This window comes from Arthrobacter sp. WCS2018Hpa-7 (genome assembly GCF_031843805.1).
Taxonomy (GTDB): Bacteria; Actinomycetota; Actinomycetes; order Actinomycetales; family Micrococcaceae; genus Arthrobacter.
This window is the reverse complement of record NZ_JAVTJB010000021.1, coordinates 70,310-92,205: the sequence shown is the minus strand read 5'-3', so window position 1 is coordinate 92,205 and position 21,896 is coordinate 70,310. Positions and strand designations below refer to the sequence as shown.

Genomic DNA, 21,896 nt, shown 5'->3' with positions numbered 1-21,896 from the left:
TGCCGCCGATCGCGCCCGTAAGCTCTGGTGCGAAGTGCGCGAAGGGGTGCGTCGCCGGTGAACCAGTGGTGCGCGGGGCGGAAACGGGTGCGCAGGCGGGTGCGGGTTGTGAGTTCGTGGGTTGGTGTGGGTTGGTCGCTACTGTTGCCGCCGATCGCGTCCGTAAGCTCTGGTGCGAAGTGCGCGAAGGGGCGCACCGGGCGGAAACGGGCGCACGGCAAGCAAGAACCGACCCAACGCAAAACGGGCGGGCACCACCCACAAAGGAGTGCCGCCCGCCCGTCAGCGGAGCAAAGCGATGGAGCTAGGCTTCCTCGACACCAATGTGCGTGGGGTCCAGGACGCGGCGCAGGAATTCCTTGGTGCGGGGCTGGGTGGGGGCGCTGATGACGTTTTCCGCCGGCCCTTCTTCCACCACGACACCGGCGTCCATGAAGACCACGCGGTCGGCCACTTCCCGTGCGAAGCCCATCTCGTGGGTGACCACCAGCATGGTCATGCCTTCCTGGGCCAGCTTGCGCATGACGGCCAGGACATCGCCCACGGTTTCGGGGTCGAGGGCAGAGGTGGGCTCATCGAAAAGCATGAGCTGCGGGTCCATGGACAGCGCGCGTGCAATAGCCACACGCTGCTGCTGGCCACCGGAGAGCTGGTCCGGGAAGCGGTCGGCGAGGTGTCCCAGGCCAACGCGCTCCAGGTTGTGGCGCGCCACGTCCGAGGCCTCGGACTTGGAACGCTTGAGGACCTTCATCTGCGAGATGGTGCAGTTGTCCAGGACGCTGAGGTGCGGGAACAGGTTGAAGTGCTGGAACACCATTCCAACGCTTTGGCGCATCTTGTTGAGGTCTACGTCGGGATCGGTGGCCTCGAACTTGCCCACGTTGATGGTGCCGGCGTTCGGCTGCTCGAGCAGGTTGACGCAGCGAAGGAGGGTGGACTTGCCGGAGCCCGAGGGCCCGATGAGGCAAACTACCTGGCCCGGTTCAACGGTCAGCGAGATACCTTTGAGGACCTCGTTGCTGCCGTAGGACTTGCGAAGATCCTTGATGTCGACGCCCGCAGCGCGAACGCTGGACGTGCTCCCAGTGGAGTTATTCATGACTGTCCTGCCTATCGCTTCGTCCGCGCGGAGCGGCTTTCGAACTTCCGTGCCAGGAGGCTCAAGGGGATGGTGATGACCAGGTAGAAGGCACCGGCGACGAGCAGCGGCGTCAGGCCGGCCCCGAGGCTGGAGATGCCGTCGCGCCCGAACTTGGTGAGCTCGTACTGGGACGCGGTGAGGCCCAGGACGTAGATCAAAGAGGAGTCCTTGGTGAGCAGGATGATCTCGTTGGTCAACGGCGGCAGGACGATCTTGAAGGCCTGGGGGATGACGATTGAGATCATGGCCCGCCAGTGCGGCATACCCAGCGAACGGGCTGCCTCCATCTGGCCCTTGGGAACAGCCTGCAAGCCGGCGCGGAGGGTTTCAGCGATGTAAGCCGAAGCCACCATGCCCAGCGACACCATGACCACGATGTTGACGTCCCACTGCACGCCGAACGCCAGCGGAACACCGTAGCCGAAGGCAATGAAGACCAGCAGGGCGGGAACGCCGCGGAAGAACTCGATGTACCCCGTTGCGAGCCAGCGGTACAGCGGGAAGGAGGAGAGCTTCATCAGGGCAAGCAGAAGACCGCCTGACAAACCCACCACAAAAGCCAGCGCTGTGTAGATGAGGGTGTTCTTGAGGCCCACCAGGAAGATATCCGGGAACATCGGCCCGATTTTGGAGAAGTTGAAGACGCTGGTGCCAATGGTCTTCCAGTCCACAGCAAGGATCACTGCGGCCACGGCCACGACGAAGATTCCGGCCTGGACGTACAAACTGACTTTGGCTCGTTGACGTGCAGTCATTGCCATGGTGTTCTCACATTCATGTTGCGCAGGTGGGCCCCGAAACAACGTATCGTTTCGGGGCCCGCCTGCGTGGATCTGGGGGAGCCGGGGCTCGGACTACTTGGTGGCTTCGCCGAACCAGGTGGTCTCGAACTTCTTCAGGGTGCCGTCATCGGTGATGCGCTTGAGCGTGGCGTTCACGGCGTCCGCCATGGCGGTGTTGCCCTTCTTGATGGAGATGCCCAGCTTCTCGCCCGTTGCGTAGTCTTCAACGCGCTTGAGGTTGGAATCGTCCTTGATGGCGTAGCCAAGCACTGACTGGTTACCGACTGCGGCATCGATGGTGCCGGCCTTGAGGGCCTGGACCAGGAGGCCGGAGTCTTCGAACTGCTGGGCGTCGATTCCCTTGTCCTTGGCGTACTGGGCGCCGGTGGTGGCCTGCTGGACGCCAACCTTCTTGCCCTTGGCACCGTCGATGTTGCTGATGCCGGAGGACGAGGTGGCTACGAGGGTCAGGTCGTCATCCAGGTAAGGGGTGGAGAAGTCCATGACGCTCTTGCGGACATCGGTGATGGAGATCGAGGAGATGGAGACGTCGCAACCGGTCAGTGCGGTGCCGGTCTCGATGGCTTCGAAGGAGCTGTCCACCACGTTGAGTTCGGCCTTGACGTCCTTGGCGATCTCGGCGGCGATGTCCATGTCGAAGCCTACGATCTTGCCGTCCTTCTGGAATTCGAAGGGCTCGTAGGGAACGTCCGAGCACACCGTGAGCTTGCCGGCGTTGATGAGCTTCAGGCCGGAGGCATCCGTGGCAGCCGGGGTGGACGAGCCACCGCAGGCGGTGAGGGCCAGTGCGCCGGCTGCGAGCACGGCGGCAATCTTGGTGCCGGACAGAACCGAACGGGAGATCTGCATGTTGTTTACCTTTTGTTGCGGTGGATGCTGAACTGAGTCGGTTTTAGTGTAGCGCCGAACGTGAGATGTGCATCACAGGAAACTAAGTTTCACTATTGGATAACTAGTTTACGCACTTATCAACCACCAAAGCAGAAGCCCTGTCTGGAATCCCAGATTCAGCGACGAATTCCCAAGGCTTCGAGCATCGGCCGGAACTTCGCCCATGTTTCCGCCAGTTCGGCCTCGGGCTGCGAGCCCTCGACGATGCCGCACCCGGCATACAGGCGCACCGTATTGGCGTCCTCGATCACCGCACCGCGAAGCGCGATACCCCACTCGCCATTGCCGGCGGCGTCGAGCCAACCGACCGGTCCGGCATACGGGCCGCGGTCCAAATGCTCCAATTTTCGGATCAACGCACCGGCAACCAGCGTCGGGGTTCCGCACACCGCGGCCGTGGGATGCAGCGCATTGATCAGGGCCAGACACGTGGGCACGTGCCCCTCGATGTCCGCCAACTCCGCCTTCACGTCCGAGGCCAGATGCCACACGTTGGGCAGCTCAAGAATGAAAGGTTCGCTGTGCGAATTCATCGCCTCGGAGAAGGGTGCAAGCTGACGCGTCAGGGAATCGATCGCGATCTCGTGCTCATGCCGCTGCTTCTCGGATCCAGCCAGGACGCGCTCCGCATATTCCATGGGGGAACCGTCCATGCCGTCAGCATCACGTCGATCCAGGGTTCCTGCCAGCACGCGGGCTTGCGCGGTGCGGCCCTCCACCTGAATCAGCATTTCAGGCGTTGCGCCCACCAGGCCGTCCACGCCGTACGTCCAGCATTCGCGGTACCTTGCGGCGAGTTGGCGAAGTACCTCCGCAGCGTTGACGCCCTCCGGAAGGTTCGCGACGACGTCGCGCGCCAACACCAACTTCTCCAGTTTCCCGGCGCGGATCTCCTCCACGCCGTTGGACACTGCCTGCATCCAGGCGGCCTCGCTGAGGGAACCATGGCTGAGGTGGCCGGCGGAACCGTCAGCGGCAACGGCCTCAGCTGAGGGCACGACGTCGGAGCTTCCTGCCGCTGAATCCTCACCGTTCGGTTCCGGTTCAGTCAGCCAGCGGTGCACGGAGGCGAGGACGCCCGCTTCGGTGAGGGGGTCGTCGTCGAACGTTAACTGGGTCGCCCAGGCGCGGCCATCGCGGATCCCCACCACCAGCTCCGGGAGGATCAAACGGGACACATGCGGGGAGGTTTTGGAGAAGGCGAACGAGCCGAAAGCCACAGGCCCGGTGCCCGGAAGTTCCACGTGATCAGTGATTTCTGCCTCAAGAATGAGGTGCCGCCACCAGATATCGGCCTCAAGGAAGCGTTCTGGCCCGGTGGCGTTGAAGCGGGTCAGCTCGCCGTAACCCACCAGTCCGGCCTCGCGGCGGGACCAGCAAAGAACGTCGTCCCGCACCAGAAACGACGGCAGCCCCCCGGAGGATGATTCAACATCGAGGGGGACTGTCAAGGTGCGGAGCGTGCTCGTCATGATGGAACAACAGTACTCCCGAGGACAACCAGAATCTGAGCCGACTTCTACAGCGCAGCAAAGTCGGCTGAATGTCTGAGACAATTACAGGGTGAACCGAGCATCCTTGGAAAAGCGTCCGGACGAAGTTGCGACGATGTTTGATGATGTCGCCCCAAAATACGATGTCGTCAATGATGTCCTGTCCATGGGGCAGACACGGCGTTGGCGCCGGATCGTGGTTGATGCCGTGGACGTGAAGGTTGGCCAGAAGGTCTTGGACCTCGCTGCCGGCACCGGAACCTCCAGCGAACCCTATGCAGACGCCGGCGTGGACGTGGTGGCCTGCGACTTCTCCTTGGGCATGCTCAAAGTCGGCAAGCGCCGCCGCCCGGATATCGACTTCATCGCCGGTGACGCCACCAACCTGCCGTTCGCGGACAACAGCTTCGACGCTTCCACCATCTCCTTCGGCCTGCGCAACGTCGTTGAACCGCGCAAGGCCCTCGAGGAAATGCTGCGAGTCACCAAGCCCGGCGGTCGTCTGGTCATTGCCGAGTTCTCGCACCCCGTAGTGCCGCTGTGGCGCAACCTCTACACCGAGTACCTCATGCGTGCGCTCCCGGCCATCGCCACCAAGGTGTCCTCCAACCCGGACGCCTACGTGTACCTGGCCGAGTCCATCCGTGCCTGGCCGGACCAGGACCACCTGGCCCAGTGGCTCAGCGACGCCGGCTGGACCGACATCACTTACCGCAACCTCAGCGGCGGCATTGTCGCCGTGCACCGTGCACAGAAGCCCGCCGAGCACCGCGAAAGTGTTCCCGTGGCCAAGCTTCGCCGCCAGATCAAGCCGCGCCAACAGGCCGGCTGACCCCGTACCGCCTGCTGATTTAGGACGACGTGAAAGTACTGATTGTTGGCGCGGGCCCGGCCGGGTCCACCGCCGCGTATTACCTCGCCCAGGCGGGCATCGACGTCACGGTGCTGGAGAAGACCTCTTTCCCGCGTGAGAAAGTGTGCGGCGACGGCCTCACCCCCCGGGCCGTCCGCGAGATCCAGAAGCTTGGGTTGTCCCATGCTGTGGAGGACGGGTGGCGCCGAAACAAGGGCCTCCGCCTCATCGCCGGCGGTCGCACCATTGAACTGCCTTGGCCCGAGGTTTCCGACTTTCCCACGTATGGCCTGATCCGTACGCGGCTTGGCTTCGACGAATCGTTGGCCCGCCACGCCGAGGCCGCGGGCGCCGTCGTGCTTGAACGCCACAGCGTCACCTCCGCTTTGACCGCCGACGACGGTCGCGTCATCGGCGCACGGGCGTCCATCCTTGACGAGTCCGGACGCAAGACGGGTGAAACGCGCGACTTCCACGCCGATGTCGTCCTCGCTGCGGATGGCAACTCGACGCGAACCGCCGTGTCGCTTGGGATGCACAAGCGCGACGACCGTCCGTTGGGCGTCGCCGTGCGAACCTACTTCACGTCCCCCCGCCATGACGACGACTGGATGGAAGGCTGGCTGGAACTGCCGGGTAAATCCGGCAAGCCGCTGCCCGGTTACGGCTGGGTCTTCGGTGTTGGCGACGGCACTTCCAACGTGGGCCTCGGCATCCTGAACTCCTCCAAGGAATTCGGCAAGCTCGACTACAAGCAGGTCCTGCGCGAATGGACCTCCGGCATGCCCACTGAATGGGGCTTCACCCCTGAAAACCAGGTGGGGGAGATCCGTGGCGCCGCGCTGCCCATGGGTTTCAACCGCACCCCGCACTACTCACCCGGGCTGCTCCTGCTGGGCGACGCCGGCGGCATGGTGTCCCCGTTCAACGGCGAAGGTATCTCCTACGCCATGGAGTCCGCGCGGTTCGCGGCAGAGTTCCTGATCGACGGTGCCGCGCGTTCGGCTTCAGCCGATTGGTCAACGCACGACGCCGACGCACACCTCTCGCGGTACGCGGACTATGTGCGGGACCAGTGGGGATCGCACTTCACGCTGGGGCGTGCCTTCGCTTTCCTGATCGGCAAGCCTGCCGTGATGAAGCTGGCGCTTCGCACGGGGATGCCCATTCCTGTGCTGATGCGCTTCGTGGTCCGCATGCTCGCCAACCTCACGGACCCCGCCGCGAAGGGCTTCGAAGACCGCGTGATCCGGGTCCTCGAAATGCTGGTTCCGGCCACCTCCAACACTTCCTCTGCCCGTGCGATGACGCCGGCAGGCACCGACACCGCGGTTTCCGCACCAACTAGTTAGGGTTAACCCGTGACGAACTCTGCCGAACACAGCTGGACGCATGCCGGTCACGGCCTGCCGGACTCTGTTGAGCCTGCTCCCAACACCACCGCGATCGCAACGGGACTTCAGCTGCCCGCCGGTTTCGCCGCCATTGCCGGTGACGCCGAACTCGGTCCTGCCATCACCACCAACCTTGCCCGGGTGGAGAAGAAGCTTCGCGAAGCCATCTCCAACTCGGACCCCTTGGCTGATGCGACGTCCCGTCACCTGGTGGAAGCCGGAGGCAAGCGCATCCGTCCGCTGCTCACTTTGCTGTGTGCCCACCTTGGCGATGCTTCACGTCCCGAGGTTGTCCAGGCAGCGGTGGTGGTTGAGCTGACCCACTTGGCAACGCTCTACCACGATGACGTGATGGACTCCGCTCCCTTCCGCCGCGGCGCTCCCACGGCCCATGAAGTGTGGGGCAACTCGGTGGCCATCCTCACTGGTGACCTCATCTTCGCCCGCGCTTCCATCCTGGTCTCCGAGCTCGGCTCCCGCGCTTTGGGCATCCAGGCACGAACCTTCGAACGCCTGTGCCTCGGCCAGCTCCACGAAACCGTGGGACCGCGCGAAGACGAAGATCCCGTGGAGCACTACCTGTCCGTCATCGCGGACAAGACCGGCTCCTTGGTGGCCGCATCCGGGCAACTGGGTGCGATCTTTGCCGGCGCTGACGAAGCCTACGAGGACCTGCTGGTGGAGTACGGCGAGAAGGTGGGCGTTGCCTTCCAGCTCGCCGACGACGTCATTGATGTCACCGGTGTGAAGGTCAAGTCCGGCAAGTCCCCGGGCACCGACCTCCGTGAAGGCGTTCCCACTCTGCCTGTGCTGCTGCTCCGCCGCGACGCCGCTGCGGGGGATGCCTCGGCCAGTGCTCTCCTGGAATTGATCGACGGCGACCTGTCCTCCGACGCCGCCCTGGCTGAGGCCGTGGCCGGCCTGCGCGAGCACCCCGTTACCAACGAGTCCTGGAAGATCGCCCGCCAGTGGTCCGCCGAGGCCGTTGCTGCCTTGGCCCCGCTGCCCGAGGGTGTGGTGAAGTCCTCGCTGACCAACTTCGCGCATGCCGTGGTGGACCGCAGCAGCTAAGTTTTTCTGCTTGGGTTGTGACTTCCTGACCCTGTTTGAGGCTATGTTGGCCGCTATGCATCCTTTTTAGGTTGCATAGCGGCTGTTCTCTTTCCAAGGAAGGTCAGGACGCCACGGCATCCGTTGGAATGACGACGCCGGTACTCACTTTGGCGTCCAGCGCGACGGTCCGAAGTGGCCGGCGTCCCTGTTGCCCAGGACTGCGAGCACTTCGGCCACCATCTTCCCCGGGTGGTAGACGACGTCGGAGTAGTAATAGCGAAGGACGAGAAGTCCGCCTCGGATGCTGGCATTGTTCCGGTACTGGTCCTTTTTCACTTGCCTGCCTTCCAAGTGAGTGCCGCCGTCCAGCTCGATCACCAGGCAATCGTTGATGAGGCAGTCGACTTCACCGACGCCGGGTAGCTGCACGTGCATCTTTACCTTCAGTCCTGCCCTGGCGAAGTGGACATGCGCCAAAACTTCCAGCAATGAGTCTGCCCTGGGAAGGACCAATCCCAGAACAGCCCGCGCCCGGCCATTGCGGGGACCCGACAGCTTGGACCTCAGGTAGCCCGGGCTGAGTAATGCCTGACTAACAGCGCTCTGCACCATGACCAGAGACTCCAGTTCCGGCCGGCAACGGAGTGCGTGCATCAATACGTCTGCAACGCCGGCAACAGGTAGGTAGGGATGCTCCGGATGGGTCCCGGAGGCATGGTCGACAATTGCGGGATTGGGCAGTCCGTTCCCGCAGCTTAGGTGTACAGCCTCCGGTTGGCGAAGAATCCAAAGGCCGTAGAACCTGGCTGCCGAGATGCACGTGAGGCGACCGTTTGCGCGAAAGGCGGCGACGACGTCGGGGTCTGCTCCCTTGGCGACATAGACGCCTCGCTGCGGCCGGATGATCATCCCGGAACCCACAGCTGTTGCCAGAGTTCTCTCGGAGAAGCCTGCGCGCTGCAAGTCAGCGGTCCTGGCAGCACCGTGTCTGGATAGAAGGAAGTCTGTGATGTCCATCAAGCCATGGTCGCGATGTTGGAGGCTGCTCAACGCATACTTGTCGGCTTATGTGGATAACTCCACAGCGCCGTAAAGAGGACGGAGATGCTTGAATTCTCATTGACCTCAAGAGTTGCGCTTATGACAGGATTGTCATAAGCTATTCACGGATCCACTAAATGCCTCCGGTGGGTCTGATGCGAACGGAGATTGTGGTCCCGGTTCGGTGCAGCGTATGACTCGTAACGCTGCAGCGAGCCGGGGCCATTCCGTTTAACCTCAAAACCAGTAGCTTCGTGACCTTCTTTGAACGCAAAACAGCCCCTAGGCAATCAATAAAGGTTGCATAAGGGCTGAAAGCAGTTACAACAGGGTCAGGAAGCCACGAGGGCTGGGAAATTAGTCTTCGTCGTCGTTGAAGGCCCACTCAAACATGTCGAACGCGAACTCGGAGAACGTGCCTTCCTCGCTCTTCCACTGGCCGCGGGCGTTGTTGCGGCGCCAGACGATCGGGTCCGGGATGCCGAGATCAGCGGTGCGGAAGCCCCAGGTGAACTGCTCTTCCTCGTCCTCGAGGAACATGAGGAAGCCTTCGTCGTCCACCTCGAGTTCCTCGGGATCCCAGAAGTAGTGGTAGGCCTCCATGAGGTCCTCGCAGCCGCCGATTGCCAGGTAGAACTCGCGCAGGACCAGCGGGATGGTGAAGGAGTGATCGGAGAGGGCATCGTCCAGTTCGTCGGGCGTGAGGCCATCTTCTTCCTGCCATTCATCCTCGAGATACTTTGGGACCAGCGCGCGGAACTTCTCGAGGAACATGTCAGTCATGCTCTTATCCTAGCTAATCCCGGGCACCCGAAATTGCGCCCGGGCCGGCGCCGGGGCGGTGCCAGCCACGAACGGCCAGCGGTACGTGCCAGCTGCGTCGCCAGGCCGTCACGCGGAAGGCGAAAACAACCGCTGCCACAACGCACGCAGTGAGTCCCGTGAAGGTACCCAGATGCCAGAGGAGCGTGGTGAGGCCTGCCCCCACAAACGCCGGGAGCGCATAGAGATCGCGGGCATTAAACAGCGTAGGAACTTCGTTCGCCGTAATGTCCCGCAGCAGGCCGCCGCCCACCGCGGTGGTGACACCGAGCAGGATCGCGGCCACGGGGTTCATGCCGGCAGTCAGGGCCTTGAGCGTTCCGGTGATGCAGAACAGAGCCAGCCCACCGGCGTCGAACAGTGTTAACAGGGACGTGAAGCGCTGGACCGAGGAGAACAGGAAGTAGACCAGCATCGCAGCGAGCAGCGGGGGAGCAAGGTAGGCCGGATTCGTGAAGGCAATCGGGGGACCGGCGTTGATGACGATGTCGCGGATCACTCCGCCACCAAGGGCAACAATGGAGCCCAAAAGCACGGAGCCAACGATGTCGAACTGTTTGCGGGCAGCCAGCAGGGATCCCGAGACCGCGAAGAAGAACACGCCAACCAGGTCAAGCCAAAGGAGGACGATGTCGATGGAAATCAAGTGGACGGGTTCTTTCTGGATACGACTCTCAATAGATGCTGGCTCAACGTTACGCTAGCTCCCATGAACAGCCCCGTTTTGATCGCTTGCGCCCACGGAACCCGGAACGCTGAAGGGCAGGCCGCCATCCGTCGCGTGATGGCGGAAATTGAAGCCCTCCGTCCCGGGTTGCGCGTGGTTGAGGCGTACGTCGACGTCCAGGAACCCGAGCTGGGCGGCGTGGTGGAGGGCCTGCCCGAGGGGACTGCCGCCGTCGTCGTACCGCTTTTGCTTTCCACCGGCTTCCACATCAAGGTGGACGTGCCCAAGGCCATCAAGACGCGCCCCGAGGTTGTGGCTGCCAGGCCGTTGGGTCCGGACCCGCGGCTCGCTGAGCTGCTGGCTACGCACTTGCGCGCGGCGGGGCTGCAGGAGCACGACGGCGTCCTGCTGGCTGCCGCGGGATCGTCCCTTCCGGACGGCTCGGTTGATTCGGAAGAGCAAGCGCGACTGCTCGCCGAGCTGCTGCCGAACAAGGTGCGGGTGGCCTATGGTGCCAGCGCCCAGCCAACAGTGCCCGACGGCGTCGCCTCCTTGCGTGCCGAACTCGCCGCGGATGGCGGGACAGGCAGGGTCTTCATTGCCTCGTACCTCTTGGCAACAGGTTATTTCCACGATCAGTTGGCGAAGGCCGGCGCGGACGTTGTTGCGGCTCCGTTGCTGCCGTCCAACGTGCTCGCGGAGATTGCGCTGGAGCGGTACGACGCAGTGTTGGAAAGGCTCTCCTAACCTTTATCCACGCGGAAAAGGGGCCAAATTGACCTGCACAAAACAGGCCCTCCGGACAAGGCCGCTGGCGTGTTCGTGACGAAATGTTTCCCTAGGTGACTTAGCATTTCCGGACCTTTGCTGGCGAAATCTGGCCAGACCTACAGTCGATGTATGACAGATACAGCTGTAGCCGGTGCGTCCTCGGACACCGCAGTTCCCTCGCGTCCGGCGCGCACCCGCCCTGCCGCCAAGCCCCACGGCCAGTGGAAGGTTGACGGCACCGCGCCACTGAATGCCAACGAAACCTGGAAACAGGAAGACAACGGCCTGAATGTCCGTGAGCGCATTGAGTCTGTCTATTCCAAAGAGGGCTTCGATTCGATCGACGGAACGGACCTTCACGGCCGCTTCCGTTGGTGGGGCCTCTACACCCAGCGCAAGCCCGGGATCGACGGCGGCAAGACCGCAACGCTTGAACCGCACGAGCTCGAAGACAAGTACTTCATGCTGCGCGTGCGCATCGACGGCGGTGCGCTGACCACCGAACAGCTGCGCGTCATCGGACAGATTTCCGTGGACTTCGCCCGCGGCTCAGCCGACCTCACGGACCGCCAGAACATCCAGCTGCACTGGATCCGCGTCGAAGACGTGCCCGAAATCTGGCGCCGCCTCGAGGGCATCGGGTTGTCCACCACCGAGGCCTGCGGCGACGTTCCCCGCGTCATCCTCGGTTCCCCCGTTGCGGGCATCGCCAAAGACGAGATCATCGACCCCACGCCGCTGATCCATGAGCTCGCCGAACGGTTCATCGGCGACCCCGAACTGGCCAACCTGCCGCGCAAATACAAGACCGCCATCACGGGACACCCGTCCCAGGACGTCGTTCACGAGATCAACGACTTCGCCTTGGTGGGCGTCGTCCACCCTGAGCTTGGCGTCGGCTACGACCTCTGGGTTGGTGGCGGCCTCTCCACCAACCCGCGCCTGGCCGAACGCCTCGGTGTGTTCGTCTCCGCCGATGTCGCCGCTGAAGTATGGCTGGGCGTCACCAGCATCTTCCGCGACTACGGCTACCGCCGCATGCGCACCAAGGCCCGCCTGAAGTTCCTCATGAACGACTGGGGTCCGGCCAAGTTCCGCCAGATCCTGGAGGACGAGTACCTCGGCTTCAAGCTTCCCGACGGCCCCGCTGCTCCCAAGCCCACGGCTCCCGGCGACCACATCGGCGTACACGAGCAGAAGGACGGCAAGTACTTCATTGGCGTGACCCCCACTGTGGGCCGCACCTCCGGCGAGGCACTTGTCACGCTGGCGGACACCCTGGAGAAGCACGGCAGCTACCGTCTGCGCACTACTCCTCACCAGAAGCTGGTCATCCTGGATGTGGCCAAGGAGCATGTGGAGCCCCTCATAGCCGAACTGGACACCTTGGGCCTCTCCGCCCGTCCGTCCGTGTTCCGCCGCGGCACCATTGCCTGCACGGGCATCGAGTATTGCAAGCTGGCCATCGTGGAAACCAAGGTCACGGCTGCTACGGCCATCGCTGAACTGGAACGCCGCCTGGCCGACCTCGTGGAGTCCAAGCAACTGCCGTCGGCACTGTCCCTCCACATCAACGGTTGCCCCAACTCCTGCGCACGCATCCAGACGGCCGATATCGGCCTGAAGGGCATGATGCTGCCAACGCCCGACGGCGACCCCACCCCGGGTTTCCAGGTCCACCTTGGCGGCGGGCTGGCGAACAACGAGCGCGAGGAAGCCGGTTTGGGACGTACGGTCCGCGGCCTCAAGGTCACCGTGGATGACCTGCCCGACTATGTGGAGCGTGTGGTCCGTAAGTTCGTCGCCGTTGGCGCTGAGGGCCAGACCTTCGCTGAGTGGGCACACTCCGCCGATGAAGGAGACCTCCAATGACAGACCCCGTCACCATTACCAACCTCGCCAGCGCAGCAGCCCGTCCGGCGCTGCGGTCCCATGAGGAGCTCAAGGCCCTTGCTGAACAAGGCGCCGCTGAGCTTGGCTGGAACGCCCCTGCCTCGGACATCATCGCCTGGGTAGCCCGCAACTTCGAGCTGCCCACGGTGACGGTCGCCTGCTCCATGGCCGACGCCGTCCTGCCGGCTTTGGTCGCGGACCAGCTCCCCGGCGTCGACGTCTTGTTCCTGGAAACCGGCTACCACTTCAAGGAAACGTACGAGACGCGCGACGAAGTCGCAGCGAACCTCCGCGTCAACGTGGTGGACGTCCTTCCGGAAAGCACCGTGGAGCAGCAGGACCGCCTCCTGGGCAAGGACCTGTTCGCCCGCGACCCCGCCCAGTGCTGTGCACTGCGCAAGGTCCAGCCCCTGCGCCGCTCGCTGGCCGGCTACGAGGTGTGGTTCACCGGTGTCCGCCGCGACGAGGGACCCACACGTACCAACACACCGGTGGTCACTTGGGATGAGGGCTTCGGCCTGGTCAAGGTGAACCCGATGGTCGATTGGACCTTCGATCAGCTGATCGAGTACTCCGAGGACAACATCCTTCCCGTCAACCCCCTCCTGAGCCAGGGCTACCCGTCCATCGGCTGCCAGCCCTGCACCCGCAAAGTGGCCCCGGGTGAAGACCCCCGCGCCGGCCGCTGGGCAGGTTCCGACAAGACAGAATGCGGACTACACACATGAGCACTTACACAACCAACGCAACGCCGGATGCCGCCCAGGGAGTGGCATCGGGCCTGTCGGAGCCGCGAGCTGGGCTGATCGAAGATCAGCCGCGCGGCGAAGGGGCGGGGGCGGCATTCGGCGTTACGTCCACTCCCGGGGCGGCATCTGCTGCTTCGGCTCTGCAGTCGACTCGCCTTTCGTCACTGGACACCCTCGAGTCCGAGGCCATTCACATCATCCGCGAGGTTGTTGCCGAGTTCGAAAAGCCTGCGCTGCTGTTCTCCGGCGGCAAGGACTCCGTGGTCATGCTGCACCTGGCCACCAAGGCGTTTTGGCCGGGCAAGGTTCCGTTCCCCGTCCTGCACGTGGACACTGGCCACAATTTCCCTGAGGTCATCGATTTCCGCAACCGTACAGTGGAGCGCTTGGGCCTGAAGCTGGTTGTTGGCTCCGTCCAGGAGTTCATCGACCGCGGCGAGCTGGCAGAGCGCGCTGATGGCACCCGCAACCCGTTACAGACCGTGCCGCTGTTGGACGCCATCCAGCGCAACAAGTTCGACGCCGTCTTCGGCGGAGGCCGCCGTGACGAGGACAAGGCCCGCGCCAAGGAGCGCATCCTGAGCCTCCGTGACGAGTTCGGCCAGTGGGATCCGCGCAACCAGCGCCCCGAGCTGTGGAACCTGTACAACGGCCGCCACACGGTGGGCCAGCATGTCCGCGCGTTCCCCATCAGCAACTGGACCGAGCTGGACATCTGGCGCTACATCGAGCGCGAGAACATCGAGCTCCCCGGCCTCTACTACGCCCACGAGCGCGAAGTTTTCGCCCGCGACGGCATGTGGCGCGCGGTGGGCGAGGTATCCCAGCCGCTGCCTCACGAGGATGTCATCACCAAACTGGTGCGCTACCGCACGGTGGGCGACATGTCCTGCACAGGTGCTGTGGAATCCGATGCCCGCACCGTGGCCGACGTCGTTGTTGAAGTCGCTGCCTCCACCCTGACCGAACGTGGCGCCACCCGAGCAGATGACCGCATCTCCGAGGCAGCCATGGAAGACCGCAAGAAGGACGGCTACTTCTAAATGAGCACCGAAACACTGGCTGCCGGGCTGGAAACAGCCCTGCCAACAACCCTCTTCCGTTTCGCTACTGCCGGCTCGGTGGACGACGGCAAGTCCACTCTGGTGGGCCGCCTCCTTCACGATTCCAAGGCGATTCTTGCTGACACGCTCGACGCCGTTGCCCGCACCTCAGCGGACCGCGGCTTCGGCGGCGAGAAGGGCGGGATCGACCTCGCCCTCCTGACCGACGGCCTGCGTGCCGAGCGCGAGCAAGGCATCACCATCGATGTGGCCTACCGCTACTTCGCTACGGACCGCCGCAGCTTCATCCTGGCGGACTGCCCCGGCCACGTTCAGTACACCAAGAACACGGTGACCGGCGCGTCCACTGCGGATGCCGTCGTCGTACTCATTGACGCCCGCAAGGGTGTGCTGGAGCAGACCCGCCGTCACCTGTCCGTTCTGCAGTTGCTGCGCGTTGCCCACGTGATTGTGGCTGTGAACAAGATCGACCTGGTGGACTTCAGCGAACAGGTGTTCCGCGATATCGAGACCGACGTGCAGAAGGTTGCCCGCGAGCTCGGTTTGGGCTCCGACGGGGTTGCTGACCTGCTGGTGGTTCCTGTGTCCGCCCTTGATGGCGACAACGTGGTGGACCGCTCCGAGCGCACCCCCTGGTACACCGGCCCGGCACTGCTTGAGGTCCTGGAAACCCTCCCGGCTGCTGACGAGCTTGAGGCCGAACTGGAGAGCTTCCGCTTCCCGGTTCAGCTGGTGATCCGTCCGCAGGGCGCCCTGGCGCCGGATGCTGTTGCTGCCGGGCTGGATGTGGAGGCGTACCGCGATTACCGTGCCTACGCCGGCCAGATCACCGAGGGCTCGGTCAAGGTGGGCGACGAAGTATCCGTCATCAGCCCGGGCCACGAACCGCGCACCACCACGGTGATTGGGATCGACTTTGCCGGCCAGTCGTTGGACGAGGCCGCAGCTCCGCAGTCGGTGGCTGTTCGCTTGGCTGACGAGATCGACATCGCCCGCGGTGACACCATCGCCGCTGCCGGTACGGTCCGCGAAAGCACCGCTGACCTGTATGCGTCCTTGGCTTGGCTCTCGCCCAAGCCGCTCCGCGAAGGCCAGAAGGTCCTGGTGAAGCACGGTACGCGCACGGTTCAGGCGCTGGTCCGCAACGTCACCGGCAAGCTGGACCTGGCCACGTTCAACGTGGAGCCGGCGTCCAACTTGGAACTCAACGACATCGGACATGCACAGTTGCGTCTGTCTGCGCCGTTGCCGTTGGAGAACTATCTGCACCACCGCCGCACTGGCGCTTTCCTGGTGATCGACCCCATCGACGGCAACACCCTTGCCGCCGGCCTGGTCAAGGACCACCCGGGCGACCACGAAGACGAACGTTACGTCATCTAGGGTCACACGTAGTCACAAAACCGCAGCTTGTTCGCGACTCCTCACGTTGTACGGCGGGAATTTCGGACAAGCTGCGGTTTTCTTTTTGGGAAGGACCCATGCCACAGAACACCACGCTCAGCACTCTCCTTAACGCCGGTAAGGACCTGGTCCTGGACGGAGCTTTGGCCACGGAATTGGAGGCCCACGGTTGCGACCTTGAGGATTCGTTGTGGTCCGCCAAGGTCCTCCTGGAGCAGCCGCACTTGATCAAGCAGGTCCATCGCGACTACTTCGACGCCGGTGCCTCCGTCGCCATCACGGCCAGCTACCAGGCCACTCCGCAGGGTTTTGCACGGCGCGGCTTGTCCGTTGATGAGTCGTTGGAGTTGGTGGCGTTGAGCGTCCGATTGGCCGACGAAGCCCGCGCGGAAGCCTTGGCAGAAGGTTCAGTGAGCGGCCCTTTGCTGGTGGCCGGATCCGTGGGGCCCTACGGCGCCTACCTTGCCGACGGCTCCGAATACCGCGGCGACTACACGCTTTCCGCCGCGGAATTCCGGGACTTCCACCGCCCGCGTATTGCGGCGCTGGTGGAGGCCGGCGCGGATTTCCTGGCGTGCGAGACGCTGCCGTCGTTCGCCGAAGCGGAGGCGCTGTTGGCGCTCGTGGCAGAGTTCGACGTCGAATCCTGGTTTACGTTTACGCTGCGGGACAGCAGCCACATCAGTGATGGAACGCCCCTTGCGGACGTCGCTGCGCTGCTGCGCGCGGAACCGCGCGTGGCCGCCGTCGGGGTTAATTGTGTGCCGCTGGAACTGGTGACGGACGCGCTGGGCACTCTGCAGCAGTCCTCCGACAAGCCGTTGGTGGCTTACCCGAATTCCGGTGAAACGTACGATGCCGTGACCAAAACGTGGGGTCCGTCGGAGGGCGTTCAGGGCACCGGAACCTTGGCTGGAAACCCAGCTGAATGGCAGGACCGGGGCGCCCATCTCATAGGCGGCTGCTGCCGCACAACTCCGCGCGACATTGAAGCCCTCGCGGCGAATATGACGCCACGTGAACCTGCGTGAACCTTGATTTCTACGGGATTGAAGCCGAAATATGACAGTCCCTACTGTGAAGGCATGACCTCTCCGGAATGGTCCTTGCTTGCCCTCAACGGGCGATGTCACGGGGCCTGATCTTCGCCCCCTTCGCATCCCACATCTTCTAAGGACCCACCCTCATGTCGAACACTCCCGAGTCACAGAAACCTGATTCCGGTACCACCCGCATCGTCGCCGGTGAGACCGCATCCAAGCCCAAGCGCCGCCGCACTGTGGAGATCGCCCTGGCCGTCGGCCTGGTGCTGCTGATCGGTGCAGGCGCCGCCGTTGCTTCCGCTGTTTCGCAGAACAACCAGGCTGCCCCGGCGCCCACCACGTCGCCGGCCGCTGAGCTCAAGCTCGGCTACTTCAGCAACGTCACCCACGGCCCGGCGCTGGTAGGCACCAGCAAGGGCCTGATCGCCAAGGAACTCGGCGATACCAAGCTCAGCACCCAGGTCTTCAACGCAGGGCCCGCCGCGATCGAAGCCCTTAACGCCGGCGCCATCGACGCCACGTACATCGGCCCGAACCCGGCCATCAACTCCTACGTCAAGAGCAGCGGCGAGTCCATCAGCATCATCGCCGGTGCAGCAGCAGGCGGTGCCCAGCTGGTGGTCAAGCCGGAGATCAACTCCGCAGCGGACCTCAAGGGCAAGATCCTCAGCTCCCCGCAGCTCGGCGGCACCCAGGACGTGGCTCTCCGCGCTTGGCTCGGTGACCAGGGATTCAAGACCAACACTGATGGCAGCGGCGACGTCAACATCAACCCCACCGAAAACGCCCAGTCGCTGAAGCTGTTCCAAGACGGAAAGCTCGACGGCGCGTGGTTGCCTGAGCCGTGGGCCTCCCGCCTGGTGCTCGAAGCTGGAGCGAAGGTCCTGGTGGATGAGAAGGACCTGTGGGAGAACGGTGATTTCACCACCACCATCCTGATCGTGAACAAGAAGTTCGCCGCCGAACACCCGGAAACCGTGAAGGCCCTCCTGAAGGGTCACGTGGAATCCGTGAACTGGCTCAACTCCGCCTCGGCTGAGGAGAAGGCGACCACCATCAACGCGGTCCTCAAGGACACTGCAGGCAAGCCGCTTCCGGCGAACGTGATCGAACGGGCTTTGCAGAACATCAAGTTCACCACCGACCCGCTGGCCGGGACGTACAACAAGCTCCTCGAAGACGGTGTGAAGGCCGGCACCACCAAGCAGGCCGACATCAACGGCATCTTTGACCTCCGCACGCTGAACGAGGTTGAAGGCAAGAAAACCTCGGCTGCAGGCCTTGGCCAGGACTAGGCAGTAACAGGCTGGTCCGCTTCCCCTTGCGGTTCACGCGGGGGAGCGGGCCGGCCTTTGGCCACATCAGCTCTACCAATCAACACGAAGGACGGGACCATGCCAGTCGTACTCGAGAACCTGGGCAAGCGCTTCGGCGACGGCGCCCCGGTGCTGGACGACGTCAACGCCACCATCGCTCAAGGCGAGTTCGTCGCCCTCCTCGGTGCGTCCGGCTGCGGTAAGTCCACCTTGCTGAACATCATGGCGGGACTTGAACCGCCGACGTCGGGCGCTCTTGAAGTACCCAGCGACGGCGCAGCCTTCATGTTCCAGGACGCGGCCCTGTTCCCGTGGCTGACCGCGCGCGGCAACATTGAGTTGGCCTTGCAGTTGGCAGACAAGTCCAGCTCCAAGGCGAGCCGGCGCGCCCGTGCCACCGAGCTGTTGGAACTGGTGCACCTGGGCGGCGCGGGGGATAAGCGTCCCCACGAACTCTCCGGCGGCATGAGGCAGCGCGTCGCGTTGGCCCGTTCCTTGGCCCAGGACCGGCAGCTGCTGCTGATGGATGAGCCTTTTGCTGCCCTCGATGCGATCACCCGCGATCTTCTGCATGACGAGCTTGAGCGCATCTGGAAGGAAACGGGCCGGACCATCGTGTTCGTCACCCACAACGTGCGCGAAGCCGTACGACTGGGGCAGCGCGTGCTGCTGTTGTCCTCGCGTCCCGGCCGTGTGGTGGCCGAATGGGACGTCACCGAGGAACACCGTACCGATGCCGGCCGTGCCGGGGAGCTGACCGGTGTCATTACACGCCGTCTTCGCGAGGAGATCCGCCGCCATGCCAAGTAACCCCATCACCACCGAAGAGCGGACCCTTCCCGTGACTGAATCCAAAGAGCACATCACTTCACCGTCGCTGAAGGGCAACGCCTCGGAGCTCCGGGACCTTGAAGCGGGCCTGGATAACCTCCAGTCGGACAGCGGCCGCAAAACCGGCATCGAATGGAAGCGGGTGCTGCTTCCCGTTGCCGCGCTGGTGGTCCTGATCCTCGCGTGGCAGTTCTACGTTTCGCTTGAATTCAAACGGCGCGACCTCGTCCCCGGGCCCCTTGACGTCCTCACCCAGTTCGTGACGATGTGGGGTGAAGGCAAAGTCCAGGAAGCGGTGTGGACATCGCTGCAGCGTGGTGTGATCGGCTTCCTGATTTCGGTGGTCATCGCAACGCCCGTGGGTCTGATCCTGGCTCAGGTTGCTCCCTTGCGCCGTGCGTTTGGACCTCTGATCTCCGGCCTGCAGGTACTCCCCTCCGTGGCGTGGGTTCCTGCCGCCATCATCTGGTTCGGCCTGACCGACGCAACCGTCTACTTCGTGGTGTTCATGGGCGCCATCCCGTCCATCATTAACGGACTCATTTCCGGCGTGGACCAGATCCCGCCGCAGTACCGCAGCGTGGGCACAGTCCTTGGTGCCAACCGGCTCCAGATGGCGCTGCAGATTGTCCTGCCCGCCGCGCTTCCGGGCTACATCGGCGGTTTGAAGCAGGGCTGGGCTTTCTCCTGGCGGTCCCTGATGGCCGCGGAAATCATCGCAGTCGGCGGAACCATCGGGTTCGGGCTGGGCTCATTGTTGGATCAGGGCCGTTTGCTCTCCGATATGACCATCGTGATGTCCGCGATCCTGCTGATCCTGTTCGTGGGCATCTTGATCGAGCTCCTGGTGTTCGGGCCGATCGAGAAGCGCTTGCTCCAGCGCCGGGGTTTGCTGGCCGGTAGCAGCCGCTAACCATTGGAGTTTTTGTACACGTAATGCCCTTAAGAGTGCTTCTTAGGGGCATTACGTGTACAAAAACTCCGGCTGGCCTTGTTCGCGGTTTCGCGCCCGTTTGCGCCGTGCGCGCCCCATCGGCGTCGGGGTCGCACCTTGTCGCGCCATCCGCCCCAGTGGTTACGGGGGCGATCGGCGGAAAGGGGTGCGGCAGCTTCTGGCGCCCTTCCTCCGCTCTCCGCGCGCACCTAGAATCGTCGAATGGGCCTTCTAACGTTCAGCATCAACGTCACTCTTGATGGTTGCGTCGACCACCAGGAGGGCATCGCCGACGACGAGACTCATGCCCTCTTCACCCACCTCCTGGAGCAGAGCGGGGCAATGCTCTGGGGCCGTACAACCTACGAAATGATGGAGAGCTACTGGCCTTTCGTGGCAAGCGGCGAGGTGGACGCCCCGCCGGCGTTGCTTGAGTGGGCGCTGACGTTGGAAGCAATGCCCAAGTACGTCGTCTCGACGACGCGCACCGACTTCCCCTGGACCAATAGCCACCACCTTGTTGGAGATCTGCGCACGGCGGTGCAGGAACTCAAGGACCGGACCCCCGACGGGGTGCTGATAGGCAGCGGAAAATTAGCCACGGAACTGGACCGACTGGATCTGATCGACGAGTACAAGTTCCTCGTCCACCCCATGATCGCTGGCCACGGTCCCACCCTGTACCAGGGCGGGCTGCCCGCCACCCGGCGCCTCGAGCTGGTCTCGGCGAAGCCGCTCAGCAACGGCGTGGTATCCATGCACTATCGACGCATTGACTAAGGGCTGAGCACGCACTCTGCCTCATGCGCCCGTTGCCGCCGGAGGCACCCTTTCGGCGCCTGATTCGCTCCCTTTCGCGCCTTACGCACCAGTGCTTATGGGCGCGATTGGCGGAAACGCTTGCGGTGCGCTGGGGAAAGGTGAGCGAACGCACGACGGCGACCTGCCGCCGTCGTGCGTTAGCTGTTCTGAACCCGAGTGCTAGAGGGTGGCCAGGAGATCCCGCATTTCCTGAATCTCCGCTTCCTGGGAAGTGACGATGTCCTTGCTGAGTTGGACGGCTTCGGGGTTACTGCCCTGGGTGATCTCAGTCTTTGCCATGGTGACCGCGCCTTCGTGGTGCGCGATCATCTGGGTCAGGAAGAGCTTGGCAGCCTCTGTGCCCTTGGCTTCGCTGAGTTTCTTGAGATCGTCGTCGGTCAGCATGCCGTCCATGCTGTGACCGCTGTGCCCGGAGGACCCCATCACTGGCATGCTCCAGCCCTTGAGCCAGCCCGTCATCTTCTCGATTTCGGGTGCCTGAGCTGCTTTGATCTTTACGGCTAACTGGGTCACCGCGGTGGGGATGTCAGCCTTGGTGAGCATGGCGTCGGACATCTCCACGGCTTGGGCGTGATGGGGAATCATCACTTGGGCGAACATGGCGTCAGCAGCGTTGTGGTCTGCAGAAGTGATGTTGGAGGGCGCGCTGGTGCCGGAGTTTCCGTGGTCCATTCCCGGCATGGAGCCAGGGTTTGCGGGAGAAGCACAGCCGGTTACGGCAAGGAGCCCCGCAAAAGCGGCGGCGCTAAGGGTGAGCTGGGTTTTGTTCATCAGGGTTGTGGTCTTTCGATTGTGGGGCGGCCCGGGGCGCGAGCCATCCTGGTGATAAGCATGATGGTGGCCTCGAGAGCCCGAGTGGAGGGATACGAGGCACTGCATAGGCGGCAAAATTGGGGCCGCCAAGGCAAAAT

General features: G+C 63.4%; 21 protein-coding genes. 13 read left to right on the top strand and 8 right to left on the bottom strand.

Annotated elements, in window-relative coordinates; all coding sequences use genetic code 11:
• Positions 1–304 precede the first annotated feature (304 nt).
• The 4 genes from RQH14_RS18980 to RQH14_RS18965 all read right to left on the bottom strand — a co-directional run bounded on the left by RQH14_RS18980 (position 305) and on the right by RQH14_RS18965 (position 4,307).
• Positions 305–1,099, bottom strand: coding sequence for an amino acid ABC transporter ATP-binding protein (locus RQH14_RS18980; RefSeq protein ID WP_311214684.1), 795 nt, complete (start codon positions 1,097–1,099; stop codon positions 305–307).
• An 11-nt stretch (positions 1,100–1,110) separates the two neighbouring features.
• Positions 1,111–1,902, bottom strand: a complete 792-nt coding sequence (locus RQH14_RS18975) for an amino acid ABC transporter permease (RefSeq protein ID WP_024817743.1) — start codon at positions 1,900–1,902, stop codon at positions 1,111–1,113.
• A gap of 93 nt (positions 1,903–1,995) precedes the next feature.
• On the bottom strand, positions 1,996–2,793 hold the full coding sequence (locus RQH14_RS18970) for an ABC transporter substrate-binding protein (RefSeq protein WP_311214683.1): 798 nt from the start codon (positions 2,791–2,793) through the stop codon (positions 1,996–1,998).
• 158 nt (positions 2,794–2,951) lie between these two features.
• Positions 2,952–4,307: an isochorismate synthase gene (locus tag RQH14_RS18965; protein ID WP_311214682.1), complete on the bottom strand. Its 1,356-nt coding sequence runs from the start codon at positions 4,305–4,307 to the stop codon at positions 2,952–2,954.
• Positions 4,308–4,398: 91 nt separating this feature from the next.
• Between RQH14_RS18965 and RQH14_RS18960 the strand changes: the two genes are divergently transcribed.
• The 3 genes from RQH14_RS18960 to RQH14_RS18950 are packed head-to-tail and all read left to right on the top strand — an operon-like array spanning position 4,399 to position 7,646.
• Positions 4,399–5,160: a demethylmenaquinone methyltransferase gene (locus tag RQH14_RS18960; RefSeq protein WP_089595934.1), complete on the top strand. Its 762-nt coding sequence runs from the start codon at positions 4,399–4,401 to the stop codon at positions 5,158–5,160.
• Positions 5,161–5,189: 29 nt separating this feature from the next.
• Complete coding sequence (locus RQH14_RS18955) at positions 5,190–6,533, top strand: geranylgeranyl reductase family protein (RefSeq protein WP_311214681.1); 1,344 nt, start codon at positions 5,190–5,192, stop codon at positions 6,531–6,533.
• Positions 6,534–6,542: 9 nt separating this feature from the next.
• Positions 6,543–7,646, top strand: a complete 1,104-nt coding sequence (locus tag RQH14_RS18950) for a polyprenyl synthetase family protein (RefSeq protein WP_311214680.1) — start codon at positions 6,543–6,545, stop codon at positions 7,644–7,646.
• Between the two features lie 144 nt (positions 7,647–7,790).
• Here RQH14_RS18950 and RQH14_RS18945 read toward each other — a convergent pair whose 3' ends face one another.
• The 3 genes from RQH14_RS18945 to RQH14_RS18935 form a co-directional block, all read right to left on the bottom strand.
• Complete coding sequence (locus RQH14_RS18945; RefSeq protein WP_311214679.1) at positions 7,791–8,645, bottom strand: type IV toxin-antitoxin system AbiEi family antitoxin domain-containing protein; 855 nt, start codon at positions 8,643–8,645, stop codon at positions 7,791–7,793.
• 381 nt (positions 8,646–9,026) lie between these two features.
• Positions 9,027–9,452 carry a hypothetical protein gene (locus RQH14_RS18940; protein WP_311214678.1) on the bottom strand — a complete coding sequence of 142 codons (426 nt, stop codon included), beginning with the start codon at positions 9,450–9,452 and terminating at the stop codon, positions 9,027–9,029.
• 13 nt (positions 9,453–9,465) lie between these two features.
• Positions 9,466–10,137 (bottom strand): trimeric intracellular cation channel family protein, encoded by a 672-nt coding sequence (locus RQH14_RS18935; RefSeq protein ID WP_311214677.1) that lies wholly within the window; start codon positions 10,135–10,137, stop codon positions 9,466–9,468.
• Between RQH14_RS18935 and RQH14_RS18930 the strand changes: the two genes are divergently transcribed.
• From RQH14_RS18930 to RQH14_RS18885, 10 genes are all read left to right on the top strand, one after another.
• Positions 10,138–10,905, top strand: a complete 768-nt coding sequence (locus RQH14_RS18930) for a CbiX/SirB N-terminal domain-containing protein (protein ID WP_311214676.1) — start codon at positions 10,138–10,140, stop codon at positions 10,903–10,905.
• 153 nt (positions 10,906–11,058) lie between these two features.
• Positions 11,059–12,801: a nitrite/sulfite reductase gene (locus RQH14_RS18925; RefSeq protein ID WP_311214675.1), complete on the top strand. Its 1,743-nt coding sequence runs from the start codon at positions 11,059–11,061 to the stop codon at positions 12,799–12,801.
• Positions 12,798–13,550 carry a phosphoadenylyl-sulfate reductase gene (locus RQH14_RS18920; protein WP_311214674.1) on the top strand — a complete coding sequence of 251 codons (753 nt, stop codon included), beginning with the start codon at positions 12,798–12,800 and terminating at the stop codon, positions 13,548–13,550. The genes RQH14_RS18925 and RQH14_RS18920 overlap by 4 nt, the downstream gene beginning before the upstream one ends.
• Complete coding sequence (gene cysD, locus RQH14_RS18915) at positions 13,547–14,614, top strand: sulfate adenylyltransferase subunit CysD (RefSeq protein ID WP_311214673.1); 1,068 nt, start codon at positions 13,547–13,549, stop codon at positions 14,612–14,614. Before RQH14_RS18920 ends, cysD begins: the two co-directional genes overlap by 4 nt.
• On the top strand, positions 14,615–16,018 hold the full coding sequence (locus RQH14_RS18910) for a GTP-binding protein (RefSeq protein WP_311214672.1): 1,404 nt from the start codon (positions 14,615–14,617) through the stop codon (positions 16,016–16,018). It abuts the gene before it with no gap.
• A gap of 98 nt (positions 16,019–16,116) precedes the next feature.
• Positions 16,117–17,070: a homocysteine S-methyltransferase gene (gene mmuM, locus RQH14_RS18905; RefSeq protein WP_311214671.1), complete on the top strand. Its 954-nt coding sequence runs from the start codon at positions 16,117–16,119 to the stop codon at positions 17,068–17,070.
• A 155-nt stretch (positions 17,071–17,225) separates the two neighbouring features.
• The gene (locus RQH14_RS18900) at positions 17,226–18,377 is read left to right on the top strand and encodes an ABC transporter substrate-binding protein (RefSeq protein ID WP_311214670.1); all 1,152 of its coding nucleotides are present in this window, start codon (positions 17,226–17,228) and stop codon (positions 18,375–18,377) included.
• Between the two features lie 99 nt (positions 18,378–18,476).
• Entirely contained in the window at positions 18,477–19,208 is a 732-nt protein-coding gene (locus RQH14_RS18895; protein WP_311214669.1) for an ABC transporter ATP-binding protein, read from the top strand.
• Complete coding sequence (locus tag RQH14_RS18890; protein ID WP_311214668.1) at positions 19,198–20,142, top strand: ABC transporter permease; 945 nt, start codon at positions 19,198–19,200, stop codon at positions 20,140–20,142. Before RQH14_RS18895 ends, RQH14_RS18890 begins: the two co-directional genes overlap by 11 nt.
• 243 nt (positions 20,143–20,385) lie before the next feature.
• Positions 20,386–20,943 carry a dihydrofolate reductase family protein gene (locus RQH14_RS18885; protein WP_311214667.1) on the top strand — a complete coding sequence of 186 codons (558 nt, stop codon included), beginning with the start codon at positions 20,386–20,388 and terminating at the stop codon, positions 20,941–20,943.
• A 201-nt stretch (positions 20,944–21,144) separates the two neighbouring features.
• Here the strand turns inward: RQH14_RS18885 and RQH14_RS18880 are convergent, their stop codons facing one another.
• Entirely contained in the window at positions 21,145–21,756 is a 612-nt protein-coding gene (locus RQH14_RS18880; protein WP_311214666.1) for a DUF305 domain-containing protein, read from the bottom strand.
• Between the last annotated feature and the right edge of the window lie 140 nt (positions 21,757–21,896).